General features: G+C 72.8%; 13 protein-coding genes. 7 read left to right on the top strand and 6 right to left on the bottom strand.

Going from position 1 to position 13131, the window contains the following annotated elements:
• Positions 1–119: 119 nt before the first annotated feature.
• The 3 genes from PYR91_RS04120 to PYR91_RS04110 form a co-directional block, all read right to left on the bottom strand.
• Positions 120–1652, bottom strand: coding sequence for a leucyl aminopeptidase (locus PYR91_RS04120; RefSeq protein ID WP_279777570.1), 1533 nt, complete (start codon positions 1650–1652; stop codon positions 120–122).
• A gap of 69 nt (positions 1653–1721) precedes the next feature.
• Positions 1722–2495, bottom strand: a complete 774-nt coding sequence (locus PYR91_RS04115; protein ID WP_279777569.1) for an adenosylcobinamide-GDP ribazoletransferase — start codon at positions 2493–2495, stop codon at positions 1722–1724.
• Between the two features lie 105 nt (positions 2496–2600).
• Positions 2601–3701: a bifunctional adenosylcobinamide kinase/adenosylcobinamide-phosphate guanylyltransferase gene (locus PYR91_RS04110; protein WP_279777568.1), complete on the bottom strand. Its 1101-nt coding sequence runs from the start codon at positions 3699–3701 to the stop codon at positions 2601–2603.
• A gap of 389 nt (positions 3702–4090) precedes the next feature.
• Here PYR91_RS04110 and PYR91_RS04105 point away from each other — a divergent pair, with 389 nt between their 5' ends.
• Positions 4091–4297: a hypothetical protein gene (locus PYR91_RS04105; RefSeq protein ID WP_279777567.1), complete on the top strand. Its 207-nt coding sequence runs from the start codon at positions 4091–4093 to the stop codon at positions 4295–4297.
• 112 nt (positions 4298–4409) lie between these two features.
• Here PYR91_RS04105 and PYR91_RS04100 read toward each other — a convergent pair whose 3' ends face one another.
• Positions 4410–5408, bottom strand: coding sequence for an aldo/keto reductase family protein (locus tag PYR91_RS04100; RefSeq protein ID WP_279777566.1), 999 nt, complete (start codon positions 5406–5408; stop codon positions 4410–4412).
• A gap of 72 nt (positions 5409–5480) precedes the next feature.
• Positions 5481–6104, bottom strand: coding sequence for a DUF3043 domain-containing protein (locus PYR91_RS04095; protein ID WP_279777565.1), 624 nt, complete (start codon positions 6102–6104; stop codon positions 5481–5483).
• 221 nt (positions 6105–6325) lie between these two features.
• Here PYR91_RS04095 and PYR91_RS04090 point away from each other — a divergent pair, with 221 nt between their 5' ends.
• The 6 genes from PYR91_RS04090 to PYR91_RS04065 all read left to right on the top strand — a co-directional run bounded on the left by PYR91_RS04090 (position 6326) and on the right by PYR91_RS04065 (position 11724).
• Positions 6326–7168, top strand: a complete 843-nt coding sequence (locus PYR91_RS04090) for a PspA/IM30 family protein (RefSeq protein ID WP_279777564.1) — start codon at positions 6326–6328, stop codon at positions 7166–7168.
• Positions 7165–7443: a hypothetical protein gene (locus PYR91_RS04085; RefSeq protein ID WP_279777563.1), complete on the top strand. Its 279-nt coding sequence runs from the start codon at positions 7165–7167 to the stop codon at positions 7441–7443. The genes PYR91_RS04090 and PYR91_RS04085 overlap by 4 nt, the downstream gene beginning before the upstream one ends.
• A 9-nt stretch (positions 7444–7452) precedes the next feature.
• On the top strand, positions 7453–8355 hold the full coding sequence (gene htpX / locus PYR91_RS04080) for a zinc metalloprotease HtpX (RefSeq protein WP_279777562.1): 903 nt from the start codon (positions 7453–7455) through the stop codon (positions 8353–8355).
• A gap of 4 nt (positions 8356–8359) precedes the next feature.
• Positions 8360–8920, top strand: coding sequence for a hypothetical protein (locus PYR91_RS04075; protein ID WP_279777561.1), 561 nt, complete (start codon positions 8360–8362; stop codon positions 8918–8920).
• Positions 8921–9058: 138 nt separating this feature from the next.
• Positions 9059–11005: a phosphatidylglycerol lysyltransferase domain-containing protein gene (locus tag PYR91_RS04070; RefSeq protein WP_279777560.1), complete on the top strand. Its 1947-nt coding sequence runs from the start codon at positions 9059–9061 to the stop codon at positions 11003–11005.
• A complete protein-coding gene (locus PYR91_RS04065; RefSeq protein ID WP_279777559.1) occupies positions 11002–11724 on the top strand; it encodes an SIMPL domain-containing protein in 723 nt (240 codons plus the stop codon). Before PYR91_RS04070 ends, PYR91_RS04065 begins: the two co-directional genes overlap by 4 nt.
• Positions 11725–11780: 56 nt before the next feature.
• On the opposite strand, the gene nadA is transcribed toward PYR91_RS04065, so the two are convergent.
• Positions 11781–12959, bottom strand: a complete 1179-nt coding sequence (gene nadA / locus PYR91_RS04060; protein WP_279777558.1) for a quinolinate synthase NadA — start codon at positions 12957–12959, stop codon at positions 11781–11783.
• Positions 12960–13131: the final 172 nt, after the last annotated feature.

Raw genomic sequence — 13131 nt, 5'->3', positions numbered from 1 at the left:
ACCTCGCACCCGGCCTGCCCCACAGCATCTTTTCACTTGTCCCGCGTGCGCGTGACCCGCCCGGCCGCCGACTGGGGCCGGTGGCCGGGTGCTCGCGCGCCCTGCGCTCATCATGCCTCTCACGCGTCCCGGCCGGGCTCGTAGCGCTCGGCGAGGGCCACGAGCGTGCGGGTGATCACCCCGGTGCCGCCCTTGGGGGTGTAGCCGTGCGGCTCCTCCTTGTTGAAGGCGGGCCCGGCCATGTCGATGTGGGCCCAGCGCACGCCCTCGGGGACGAACTCGCGCAGGAAGATGCCCGCCGCCAGCATGCTGCCCGACCGCTCGGGGTTGAGGTTGGCGATGTCGGCGACCGGCGAGTCGAGACCCTTGCGCAGGTCGTCGGGGAGCGGCATGCCCCACGCGGCCTCGCCCTGCGCCACCGCGGCGTCGACCACCTGACCGCGCAGGTCGTCGTCGGAGGCCATCACGCCGCAGGTGCGCCAGCCGAGGGCGACGATCTGCGCGCCGGTGAGGGTGGCGACGTCGACGATGAGGTCGGGGTCGTCCTCGGCGGCGCGGGTGATGCCGTCGACCAGCACGAGGCGGCCCTCGGCGTCGGTGTCCAGCACCTCGACGGTCTTGCCGCTGTAGGTGGTCAGCACGTCGGAGGGGCGCTGGGCGCTGCCGCTCGGCATGTTCTCGGCCAGGCACATGTAGCCGACGGCGTTGACCCGCAGCCCGAGCTTGGCGACGGCGAGCAGCGCGCCGAGCACGGCGCCGGCGCCGCCCATGTCGGACTTCATCCACGGCATGGAGGCGGCGGGCTTCAGCGACAGGCCTCCGGAGTCGAAGGTGATGCCCTTGCCCACGAACGCGACGGTCGACCGCGCCTCGGGGTGGGTGTACTCCAGGCGGACCAGCCGGGGCGGGTTGACCGAGCCCTGGCCGACGCCGACGATGCCGCCGAACCCGCGCTCCTTGAGCACCGTCTCGTCGAGGACGTCGACGGTCAGCCCGGCCTTGCCGCCGGTCTCCTCGGCGATCTCGGCGAGCCGGGCGGGAGACAGGTCGGACGGGGGCGTGTTCACCAGGTCGCGCACGAGGGACACGGCCTCGGCGAGCGTCGCGGCGCGGTTCACCGACTCCTCGGCGCCGGTCGCGGCGCTCAGCACGACGACCTCCCCGAGCGGGGTCTTCTCCTCGCCGGTGCGGTACCGGGTGAAGGTGTACGCGCCGAGCAGCGCGCCCAGGGCGACGGCCTCGGCGTCCTCGGCCGTGGCGGTGGGGAGGGCGAACGCGGCCCGGGCGGTGCCGGCGAGCGAGCGTGCGGCGACGCCGGCCGCGCGGCGCAGGGCCTCGTGCTCGTACCGGCCGTCCTCGGGGGCGGGGCCGAGGCCGACGGCGGCCACCACGGGCGCGGGGACGGCGCCGAACGTGGGGAGCTTGACGAGCTCGCCGGCCTTGCCGGAGAAGCCGAGCGCGCCCAGAGTGGCCGCCAGCCCTCCGGTGAGCGCGGTGTCCAGGCCTTCGGCGCCGGGGGCGGGGCGCGGGCCGTCGGGGGAGGTATGGATGCCGACTACGAGCGCATCGGTCTCCACCGACCTCGAGTCAGACGCGTTAAGTCGCACTGTCGTCACGTACGCCGATGCTAGTCGTGCTTGACCGGTACGCATAAACGAGGGTTGATCCACGTCCGTCAACACCGCAGGCCGGGGCGCTGACAGGCGTACCGGCGCACCTTGTCAGGGCGCGGCCGCGCAGATCACGAGGGAGGCGGCGGCGGCCGTCTCGACGAGGGCGCCCAGGACGTCGCCGGTGATCCCGCCGAGCCGCCGCGTCGCGTGGACCCGCAGGGCCCACGCCGCCCCCAGGCCGCCCCCCACCGCCAGGACGTGGAACACTGGGGACCCGGCGGCCAGGCCGAGCAGGAGGGCGGCGACGGCGACGGCGACCGTGGCGATCACCGCGTCGCTCAGCCGCACCGTCCCCGCGACCATCGCGCCCAGACCCGAAGGCCGGGCGGGCGGCACGCCCTCCACGCAGGCCCAGGTGACGGCGAGCCGCCCGGTCACGCAGGCGAGCAGCAGGGCCGCCGGACCGGCCTCGGCCGCAGCCGAGGCCTGCACCAGCAGCGTGAAGGCGAGCGCCACCACCCCAAACGGGCCGATGTCGGAGCGTTTCATGACGTCGAGCGCCTGCTCGGCGGGCCTTCCGCTGCCGAGCCCGTCGGCGAGGTCGGCCAGCCCGTCCAGGTGCAGGCCCCGCGTCAGCACGGCCAGCACGCCCAGCCCGAGCGCCGCCGCCAGCAGCGAGGACACCAGGTGGCCGGTGAGGAACATGACCGCCGCGGCGGCCAGCCCGAGCGCCAGCCCGATCACCGGAGCCAGCGTCATCGCCCAGGCGGCGGTCGCGCGGTCGGCGCGCGGGGCGCCCACCGGCCAGATGGTCAGCGTCCCGGCGGCCAGGCGCAGCCCTTCGGCGACCGGCCGCTCCGGCGCGGCGGGGGGAACGGACATGCCCTTAAGTATCGGGCAACCGGTGCCGGGAGGCGCTCACCTGCCTCCTCACCGTCAGACCTTGGGTCAGACCCCGCCGGAAGGCGCTCAGCCACATCCTCACCGTCAGTCCTGCAGGGGGATGACGCGGCCGGCGACGACGAGGGCGGCCTTCTCGGACTCCGCCGCCAGGCGCTCGTTCAGGCGGCCGAGGGCGTCGCGGAAGACGCGCCCGCTCGCCGTGGCGGGCACCACGCTCAGGCCCACCTCGTCGCTGACGGCGATCACCTGGGCCCGGGTCTGCCGCCAGGCGGCCACCAGCTCGTCGCAGCGCGCGGCCACGGCGTCCAGCGCCGTGCCGAAGCGGCCAGGTTTGCGGCCCCGGGGGCGGTCGTAGGCGGGGTCGCCCCAGGCGCCGCAGCCGTCGAAGACCGCCGCGAGCCAGGTGCCCAGGCCGTCGACGAGCAGCGGGCCGGTGGCCGACCTGAGCAGGGCGGCCAGCTCGGTGGTCTCGATGGTCGTCCAGTAGGGGGGCCGCCGGCGCTGGTGGGCCCGGACGCGGGCCAGCCACTCGGGGTCGCGCCCGCCGGCGGGCCCGGTGGCCACGTACGTGACGTCGGGCTCGGCGATCAGCCGCATCTCGGCCTCGGCGGACTTGCCCGAGCGGGCGCCGCCGATGACCAGCGTGCGCCGGGGCGGCGCGGGACGGGCGGGAGCGGGCACGCGCGTGTCGAGCGTCGTTCCGTCCCGCACGGCCTGGGCGCCCCAGAACGCCAGCCGTCGTTCGAGCTCGGCCTCCGACGACAGCCGGTGGTCGAGGTGGACGGCGACGACCTGCGTGTGCGCGGCGACCAGGCCGCGGCGTCGCAGGTCGCCGAGGCGCTGCGGGCGGTCGAGCAGGTCGATGAGCACGAGGTCGTACGCCTCCTCGGCCCAGCTCGGCGAGGGCGCCCCGCAGTCCTCGCCGGCCGTGGCGTGCAGCACCCGGCCGTGGTCGGGCCCGCTGACGGCGTAGCCGTCGGGCGTGACGGTCATCCGGTAGCCCTTGGGCAGCGTGGCGGGCGGCGACAGGGGGAGGCCGGCGGGCGGCGACAGCCGGATGACGTCGTCGATGACGACGGCGGTCGGCAGGCGGTGGCCGGGTGACAGGCGGCCGCAGGAGGCGCAGCCGCAAGCGGGCTCGGGCCAGCCGTACGGCCCGGCGGTGCCGGAGAGCAGAACCTTCACCGGGCGCCCACGGGACGGGAGGTCACGGGACGGGCCGCCTCGGGACGGGCCGCGTGGGGACGGGGCGCTCCGGGACGGGAGGCCTCGGCGGGCCTGGGCGCGGTGGCTCGGGGGCGGAGGGCCGGGGCGGCAGGGGGGAGCGGGGAACCGGGGGCCGGTGCCGCCTTCGCGAGTCCGGGGCCGGCGGGTGAGGCCGGGCGACGGAACGTGGGCGGCATGAGCTGGTCTCCATCCTCGACGGGGGGCCACCGAGCGGCGTCCGGCGGCTCTGACGGGGCCTCCTGGCCTGTCCCGGCGCGCCGGCTGCAAGATCTGCGGGACACTCCCAGGAGATAGGGTCTGCTCAGCCTGTCGGCATCGGGCAAACCCCGCGAAAAGGAGCGTATGGCATGACTTGGCGATGGCGTTATGAAAATGCTAATGGCGGTGAGGTCACCGAAGGCACGTTGCCGCGCGAGATCTTTCCGAGTCAGGCCGACGCCGAGTCATGGCTTGGGGAGAACTGGAAGACGCTGCTTGAGGCCGGCGTCGAGAAGGTGACGCTGCTCGAAGGCGAAACCGTGGAGTACGCAGGCATGTCTCTACGGGTGGAGTGACCCCCGGGCCCTCTGTGCTTTCACGGTACGCAAGTGATGGAAAACACAAAGGGCCCAGACGTGCTAATGACCTTTCGGACCTGCCTTTAAGTTCCTTAAGGTCATTTGCTTTTCAGGGCCGCGAAGCCGGGCTCACCGTCTTCGCCGGGTCGCGCTCGACCACCGGCCCCAGCACGCCGTCGATCTTCGCCAGCACGTCGGCGCCGAGCTTGACCCCGGCCGCCTTGACGTTGTCACGCACCTGCTCGGGGCGGCTCGCGCCGATGATGGCGGAGGAGACGTTCGGGTTCTGCAGCACCCACGCGACCGCGAGCTGCGCCATCGACAGTCCGAGGTCGGACGCGATGGGCTTGAGCTCCTGCACCCGGGTGAGCACGTCGTCGCTCAGCATGCGGGAGATGAAGTCGGCCCCCGTGGGGTCGGTCGCGCGGGACCCGGCGGGCGGCTCCTGACCCGGCACGTACTTGCCGGTCAGCACCCCCTGCGCGATGGGGGAGAACACGATCTGACCGAGGCCCTCCTTCTCGCACAGCGGGACGACCTCGCCCTCGATCACCCGCCACAGCATGGAGTACTGCGGCTGGTTGGACACCAGCCGGTCGAACCCCATCTGGTCGGCGATGCTCAGCGCGTCGGCGATCTGCGAGGCGTTCCACTCGCTGACCCCGACGTAGAGCACCTTGCCCTGGCGCACGAGGTCGTCGAAGGTGCGGAGCGTCTCCTCAAGAGGCGTCTCGGCGTCGTAGCGGTGGGCCTGGTAGACGTCGACGTAGTCGGTCTGCAGGCGGCGCAGCGACCCGTGGATGCTCTCGGTGATGTGCTTGCGCGACAGGCCGCGGTCGTTCGGGCCCCGCCCGGTCGGCCAGTAGACCTTGGTGAGGATCTCCAGCGACTCGCGGCGCACGCCCTGCAGGGCGCGGCCGAGCACTTCCTCGGCCTTGGTGCCGGCGTAGACGTCGGCGGTGTCGAAGGTGGTGATCCCCTCGTCGAGGGCCGCGTGGACGCAGGCGCGTGCGGCCTCCTCCTCGACCTGGGAACCGTGGGTGATCCAGTTGCCGTAGCTGATCTCGCTGACCTTGAGACCGCTGCGGCCGAGATGGCGGAATTCCATGGATCGACCCTAAACGGTCATCTCACGGCCCCGTGCGAGCGGTAGCGGCCCGCGGGGGGCGGGCCGCACGCGTCACTTCTTCGGCGGAACCGGCTCGCCGCCGGGGAGCAGGGTCGGCGGCGGGAAGCGCAGGCGGCGGATCTGCATCGCCCGCATGGCGGCGTAGAAGCCGACGCCCTTGAGGCTCTCGCCGGGGAACTTCGCGGACGCCTCCTTCTTCACCCGCTGCGACACCCATATGGAGCTCGCGACCACGACCACGATCATGAGCGGCCACAGGAACGTGATGGCGTAGGAGTACAGCAGCATGCCGGTCTGGCCGCCGAACAGCGGGACGACCCAGAGCACGACCAGCAGCAGCAGGGAGACGGGCAGGAAGTACTGGCTGACCGTCCTGCGCGAGTCGACCCAGTCGCGGGCCAGCTTGCGCGCCGGGCCGCGGTCGCGGACGGGCAGGTAGCGTTCGTCGCCCCTCAGCATGCCCTCCCGCGCGCGCACGCGCTCGGCGGCCTGGCGCTCGCGGGCCTGCTTGTAGGCCTCTTTGCGGTTGTTGGGCGCGGTCACCGGCTGGCGGCGGCGCCCTTCGGCCTCGCGGCGCTTGGGGGTGGGGCGCCCCTTGCCCGCGACCTTGGCCATGGAATCGGGGGACGCGGAGGAGGAGTCGTCCGCGGGGGACTGTGCGCGACGTCGGAACACGACGTCAGCCTACCGGCGGTGCAACTTAATGACGCCCTCGCGCGTTATGCGTAGGGTGGACCCAGGCGACTTCGCCGCGGTATTCGAGGCTGCGACGAGCGGGCAGCCTATGGAGTCGCGGGCCTGCGCGAGGGAGCATGATGAGCATACGGCCGACCGGGGCGTCGCGGCGAGCGGGAACATAGGCACAGCACTACCTAAGAAGGGGACGGCCAACGCGCATGAGCGTGATGAAGAGACTTTCGATGATCTTCAAGTCCAAGGCGAACACCGCCTTGGACAAGATGGAGGACCCGCGCCAGACGCTGGACTATTCCTACCAGCGGCAGCTTGAGCTCCTCCAGAAGGTCCGCCGGGGGGTGGCCGACGTCGCCACCTCGCGCAAGCGCGTCGAGTTGCAGATCAACCAGATCCAGCAGCAGTCCAACAAACTGGAGGACCAGGGCCGCAAGGCCCTCAGCGTGGGCCGTGAGGACCTGGCGCGCGAGGCCCTGAGCCGCCGCTCGGCTCTGCAGACCCAGATCGCCGACCTCCAGGTGCAGCACAACAACCTGCAGGGCGAGGAGGAGAAGCTCACCCTGGCCAGCCAGCGGCTGCAGTCCAAGGTCGACTCCTTCCGTCACCGCAAGGAGACCATCAAGGCCACCTACACCGCGGCCGAGGCGCAGACGCGCATCAACGAGGCGTTCTCCGGCATCTCCGAGGAGATGGGCGACGTGGGTCTGGCGATCCAGCGCGCCGAGGACAAGACCGCCCAGATGCAGGCGCGCGCCGGCGCGATCGACGAGCTGCTCGCCAGTGGCGCGCTCGACGACTACAGCGGCCAGCGTGGCGACGACATCCAGGTCGAGCTCGACCGCATGGGCGGCGGCAGGGACGTCGAGCTGGAGCTCGCCCGCATGAAGGCCGAGCTGGGCCAGGGCCCGGCCCCGAGGGACGCCATCGAGGCGGGCCAGCAGGGCCAGCAGCAGGCTCCGCCGCAGCAGCAGGGCCAGCAGCAGCAGCCCTACCCCCAGCAGGGCCAGCCGACCCAGCAGTACCGGCAGCCGGGGGAGGGCCTGTGATCGCCCGCATCATGGGGGAGGGGCAGGTCGAGATCGCCGAGGGCGACATCGACGTGCTCAACCTGCTCGACGGCGAGCTGGAGGCCGCCATCGAGACCGGAGACGAGACGCAGTTCCGGTCGAAGCTGCACGCGCTGCTCGACAAGGTGCGCCAGGTCGGCAAGCCGCTCCCCGACGATTCGCTTGAGCCGTCCGAGCTGATTTTGCCGCCTGCTGACGCATCGATCGACGAGGTGCGGGGCATGCTTGGGGATTCCGGCCTCATCCCGGGATAACTTGGGCATATGACTCACGCCCGGTTCGCTCCCGACCGGGGTCTGGCCGCCCGCATGGTCGTCACCATGTTCCTGCTCGGGCTGCTCTACGTCGCCTTCATCGCCTTGCTGGTCGCCCTGGGAGCGCGGGCGATCGTCGTGCTCGTCCTGGCCGGCGGCCTCCTGCTGGCGCAGTACTTCCTGTCCGACCGCATCGCGCTGTTCGCGATGCACGGGCGGGAGGTCTCGCCGCGGGAGGCGCCCGAGCTGCACGGGCTCGTCGACCGGCTGAGCGCGATCACCGGCACCCCCAAGCCCCGCGTGGCGATCGCCGACACCGACGTCCCCAACGCCTTCGCCACCGGGCGCGACCAGAAGCACGCCGTCGTCTGCGTCACCACGGGCCTGCTGCGCCGGCTCGACCCGCCCGAGCTCGAGGGCGTCGTCGCCCACGAGCTGTCCCACGTGGCCCACCGCGACGTCGCGGTGATGACCATCGCGTCCTTCCTCGGCGTCGTGGCCGGGCTCATGACCCGCTTCGCGCTCTACTCCGGCTTCGGGCGCGACCGCGGGAACGGCAACGGCCCCCCGATCGGCCTGCTGATCATGCTGGTCTCGCTGCTGGTGTACGCCGTCAGCTTCCTGCTCACCCGCGCCCTGTCGCGCTACCGCGAGCTGGCCGCCGACCGTGCGGGGGCGCTGATCACCCAGCGGCCCTCGGCCCTGGCCTCCGCCCTGGTGAAGGTCACCGGCGAGATGTCGCGCATCCCCACCCGCGACCTTCGCGAGGCGCAGCCCTTCAACGCCTTCTTCTTCGCCCCCGCCCTGTCCGGCCGCGCGAGCCTGGCCACCCTGTTCGCCTCCCACCCGCCGCTGGAGCGCCGTCTGGAGCAGCTGCGCCAGATCTCCCTCCAGCTCGGCCGCGAGGTCTGAGCCGATGGGCTGGCTGGACGCCCTCCTCGGCCGCGGCAAGACGCCCGAGCCCGACCTGGACGCGCTGTTCGCGCTGCCGTCGGCCGCGCTGACGCTGCGGGCGTCCACCGGCCTGGCGTCCACCGGCCTGGGGTCGGTGTGCTTCCGGCCGGCCGAGGGCGGGGCGTTCGCCACGGTGGAGCGGGACGTCACCGACCTGCTCGGCGACGTGGTGGCCGAGCTCTCGCAGGACTCCTTCGGGTACACCTGGCTCGTGGTCCGCCGCCCGCCCGACGACCTCGCCGCGCTCGTCACCGACCTGCACGGCGTCAACTCCACGCTGGAGGGCGCGGGGTTCGGCCCGTCCCTGCTGTGCTCGATGGCGGTCTTCGCCGGCCCGTCCGGCCGCCGCCTGGCCCTCGTCTACCTCTACAAGCGGGGCACGTTCTACCCCTTCGCCCCGCTGCCCGACCGGCGGCGCGACAACCCGCTGGAGCTGCAGGTGCGCGCCGCCGTCGAGCAGGAGCTGCCGATCGAGCCCGACCTGTCGCGCTGGTTCCCCCTCTGGGGCGCCCCCGGCCTGTGACGCCGGTCCGGCGCCCGTCAGGTCGCCCGTAACGTAACGTCCTGGACCGAATACGATCAGTCATGGCCTTGTGGCCCTTAGGCGATGATCAGAGGGGTATACCACCCGGCAGATCAGCCATCGCCGGGGGGAAACAGGGTGGCAGTGACCGAACAGGGCCGGGCGGGGGCCGCCGTGGCGGCCGGCGCCGGAGGCCGCTTCAGGGCCGTGGTGCCGCGCGCGTTGTCCGTCTTCATGGCCGCCGCCGCGGCCTACTCGGCGGTGATAGCGCTGGTTCCGCCGATACGGCACGCGCTCAAGCCGCTCAGCGACCTCATCGAGACGGCACTGTTCCCCGTCGAGCCGAACCTCGGGTACGCGGTGTTCCTGGCCATCCTGGCCGGGGCCCTGGCACGCCACAAACGGGCCGCCTACTGGGTGCTCGTGGCCATCTTCGTGCTGCTCGTGCTGGGCGACCTCGCGGTGGTCATGTCCTCCTCGCTCATGCCCGACCTGGTGGCGGAGTTCGCCCTCACCCGGCAGGTCGTCGCCTCGCAGATCAACCTGGTGGTGTCCGCCGCCGTCCTGGGCGTGCTCGCCGCCGCGCCAGACGAGTTCTTCGCCCCGATGCGCCGCGGTTCCTTCAAGAAGGCGCTGCTCACGCTGGCGTCGCTGCTGGGCGTCTCCTGCGGCGTCGGATACGCCCTGGTGACCTTCTTCCCCGGCTCCCTCAGGCCCGGCCACCACCTGCCCTGGGCGCTGGAGAGGGCGCTCGGCGGCGCCGCCTCGCTCGACCTCTACCGCTCGGGACGGCCGCCCTCGTGGGTGAACTTCGTCATCGGGCTGTTCAGCGCCGTCGCCGTGCTGGTGGCCTTCGCCGTGCTGTTCCGGTCCCAGCGGGCCAGGGCCGAGCTTTCGCGCGACGGCGAGGAGCGCATCCGGGCCCTGCTGGACGCGTACGGCTCCCGCGACTCGCTGGGCTACTTCGCCACCCGCCGCGACCGCGCGGCGATCTTCTCGCCCAGCGGCAAGGCCGCGGTCTCCTACCGCGTGGTCGCCGGGGTGTGCCTGGCGGGGGGTGATCCCATCGGCGACGTCGAGGCGTGGGCGCCCGCCATCCGCGCCTGGCTGGAGGAGGCCCGGCGCTACGGCTGGGCGCCCGCCGTCATCGGGCCGAGCGAGGCCGCCGCCCACGCCTACGCGCGCGCCGGCCTGCGCGTGCTGGAGCTCGGCGACGAGGCGGTGATCGAGGTCGGCGCCTTCGGCCTGGAGGGCAGGGAGATGCGCGGGGTGCGCCAGGCGGTGAACCGCATACGGCGGGCGGGGTTCACGCTGCGGATCCGGCGGCACGCCGACCTGAAGGCCGAGGAGTTGCGCCTGGTCGCCGACCGCGCGGCCGCCTGGCGCGACACCCACGCCGAGCGCGGGTTCTCGATGGCGCTCGGCCGGCTCGGCGACCCGGCCGACGGCCGCTGCGTCCTGGTGGAGGCGTTCGACGCCGGCGACCGCCCGGCCGCGATGCTGTCGCTGGTGCCCTGGGGCGACGACGGCCTCTCGCTGGACCTCATGCGGCGCGACCACGACGCCGACAACGGCCTGATGGAGTTCATGGTCGCCGGGCTGGTCGCCGAGGCGCCCGAACTCGGGGTCAAGCGGGTCTCGCTGAACTTCGCGATGTTCCGGTCGGTGTTCGAGGGCGGGGCCCGGCTCGGCGCCGGGCCGGTGCTGCGCCTGTGGCGGTACACGCTGGTGTTCTGCTCGCGCTGGTGGCAGCTCGAATCGCTGTACCGGGCCAACGCCAAGTACCGGCCCCAGTGGGTGCCGCGCTTCCTGGCCTTCGACGACACGCGGGTGCTGCCGAAGGTCGGGCTGGCGTCGGTGATCGCCGAGGGGTTCCTCGCCCCGCCGAGGCTGCCCAGCCTGGCCGGGCTCGGCAGGCTGCCGATCGTGCCCGGCCTGCCGCGGCCCCAGCGGCGCACCGCCCGGCGCGGTGCAAGAAACGGTACCCGCGCCCCAGCGGGGATGCCTGCGATCGGTCAAGTTCCGGTCGCGCCCGCAGATGGCTCGGCGGCCGGGGGAGGGGCCGGTGGTGGCATGGCCTCATGACCAAGTTGAGCGCGGCGGCCACGGCCGCCGTCTTCGTCCTCGCGGGACTCCAGGCGGGTCCGGCGCTCGCCGACCCCGCCCCGCCGCCGGCCCCCGCCGCGACCGCGGCACCCCGCCCGGCCGCCGGTGAAGGAGGCGAGCTCGCCGTCACCGGGCGCGGCAGCGTCCAGGCCACGCCCGACGTGATGCGGCTCAACGCCGGCGTGGAGGTGCGCAGGCCCAGGGCGGGGGAGGCGTTCTCGGCCGCCAAGACGGCGGCGGGCAAGCTCACCGCGGCGCTGCTGGCCGCGGGCGTGAGCCGCAGGAACCTGCGGACCAACGACCTGTCGCTCGCGGCCGAGTACGAGAAGTACCCCAAGGTCGTCGGCTACCGCGCCTCCCAGGGCGTCGAGGCGCTGATCCGCGACCTGTCGGTGGCCGACGCCGTCGTCGAGGCGGTGGCGGCGGCCGGGGAGGAGGCGCGGCTCAGCGGCATCTCGTTCGAGGTCTCCAAGGGCGCCGCTCTGATGCGGCAGGCGCGGGCCGCCGCCTACGGCGACGCGCTGGCCAAGGCGCGGCAGTACGCCGCGCTGGCCGGCCGCCGCGTGGGCCGGGTGCTGAAGATGGAGGAGGAGGGGGAGACGTCCCCCTCCCGGTTCGCCGTCGCGGAGCAGGGCACGATCAACCCCGGGCAGGGCACGATCAACGTGGTCGTCCGCGTGCTGTACGAACTCGCCTGAGGCCCCTCACCCCGCCCCGGCGCGCGGGCGCCGGGGCCGGTGCGGGCGGACAGGGGTCAGGGCAGGGCCAGCATGCGCTCCAGGGCGACCTTGGCCCAGCGCGTGGTGCCGGGGTCGACGGTGATCTGGTTCACCACGTCGCCCTGAGCCAGCGACTCCAGCGCCCACACCAGGTGCGGCAGGTCGATGCGGTTCATCGTCGAGCAGTAGCACACCGCGCGGTCCAGGAACGTCACGTTCTTGTCCGGGTGCTGGGCGGCCAGCCGCTTGACCAGGTTCAACTCGGTGCCCACCGCCCACGAGGAACCGGCGGGGGCCTCGTCGAGCATCTTGATGATGTACTCGGTCGAGCCCACGTGGTCGGCCTTGGTGACGACCTCGTGGCGGCACTCGGGGTGCACGAGCACCTTGACCCCGGGGACGCGGTCGCGCACGTCGTCGACGCTCTCGGCGGAGAAGCGCCCGTGCACCGAGCAGTGCCCGCGCCACAGGATGATCTTGGCGTCCCTGAGCTGCCGGTCGGTCAGCCCGCCGTTCGGGCGGTGCGGGTTGTAGACCACGCAGTCGTCCAGCGACAGTCCCATCTCCAGGACGGCCGTGTTGCGCCCGAGGTGCTGGTCGGGCAGGAAGAGCACCTTGCGGTCGCCGCCGCCCAGCGCGGGACCGTCGGGGCCCTGGTCGAACGCCCAGGTGAGGGCGCGCCGGGCGTTGGAGGAGGTGCACACGGTGCCGCCGTTGCGCCCGCAGAACGCCTTGATGTCGGCCGAGGAGTTCATGTAGGTGACCGGGACCGTGACGTCGGCGAGGCCGAGGTCGGTCAGCACGTCCCACGCCTCCTCGACCTGGTCGAAGGTCGCCATGTCGGCCATCGAGCATCCGGCGGCCAGGTCGGGCAGGATCACGCGCTGGTCGTCGCCGGTCAGGATGTCGGCGGACTCGGCCATGAAGTGCACGCCGCAGAAGACGATGTACTCGGCCTCTGGGCGGGCCGCGGCGTCACGGGCCAGCTTGAAGGAGTCTCCGGTCACGTCGGCGAACTGGATGACCTCGTCGCGCTGGTAGTGGTGCCCGAGCACGAACAGGCGGTCCCCCAGGGCGGCCTTGGCCCTTCTCGCGCGCTCGACCAGGCCGGGGTCGGACGCGGGGGGCAGGTCTCCCGGGCAGTCGACGCCGCGCTCGCTGTGCGGGTCGGTGCCCTGGCCCAGGATGAAGAGCGGGAGCTCCGTAGTCGTCACGCCACACCTCTTAGGGGCTTATCGTCTCTTTGACGACTAATAATGACACATGAGGGGCGAGCGCTATTCCCCCGGGTGTGCCGACCACATCATGGAACAGGAATGTGTGGGGGTGCCCCGGTGTTGGTAGCGTCTGAATGAGACCTCAAGACCACAGGCCTCCGTCCGGAAG

The sequence above is a fragment of the Sphaerisporangium sp. TRM90804 genome (assembly GCF_029846175.1).
In the GTDB taxonomy this organism is placed as follows: Bacteria; Actinomycetota; Actinomycetes; order Streptosporangiales; family Streptosporangiaceae; genus Sphaerisporangium.
The sequence above is the reverse complement of the archived record's forward strand: the minus strand, read 5'-3'. Positions and strand labels throughout refer to the sequence as shown.

Excerpts from the sequence above, each read along its gene's own strand:
- PYR91_RS04120 (WP_279777570.1), bottom strand. The coding sequence starts at position 1,652 with ATGCGTACCGGTCAAGCACGACTAGCATCGGCGTACGTGACGACAGTG.
- PYR91_RS04115 (WP_279777569.1), bottom strand. The coding sequence starts at position 2,495 with ATGTCCGTTCCCCCCGCCGCGCCGGAGCGGCCGGTCGCCGAAGGGCTG.
- PYR91_RS04105 (WP_279777567.1), top strand. The coding sequence starts at position 4,091 with ATGACTTGGCGATGGCGTTATGAAAATGCTAATGGCGGTGAGGTCACC.
- PYR91_RS04100 (WP_279777566.1), bottom strand. The coding sequence starts at position 5,408 with ATGGAATTCCGCCATCTCGGCCGCAGCGGTCTCAAGGTCAGCGAGATC.
- PYR91_RS04090 (WP_279777564.1), top strand. The coding sequence starts at position 6,326 with ATGAGCGTGATGAAGAGACTTTCGATGATCTTCAAGTCCAAGGCGAAC.
- htpX (WP_279777562.1), top strand. The coding sequence starts at position 7,453 with ATGACTCACGCCCGGTTCGCTCCCGACCGGGGTCTGGCCGCCCGCATG.
- PYR91_RS04075 (WP_279777561.1), top strand. The coding sequence starts at position 8,360 with ATGGGCTGGCTGGACGCCCTCCTCGGCCGCGGCAAGACGCCCGAGCCC.
- PYR91_RS04065 (WP_279777559.1), top strand. The coding sequence starts at position 11,002 with ATGACCAAGTTGAGCGCGGCGGCCACGGCCGCCGTCTTCGTCCTCGCG.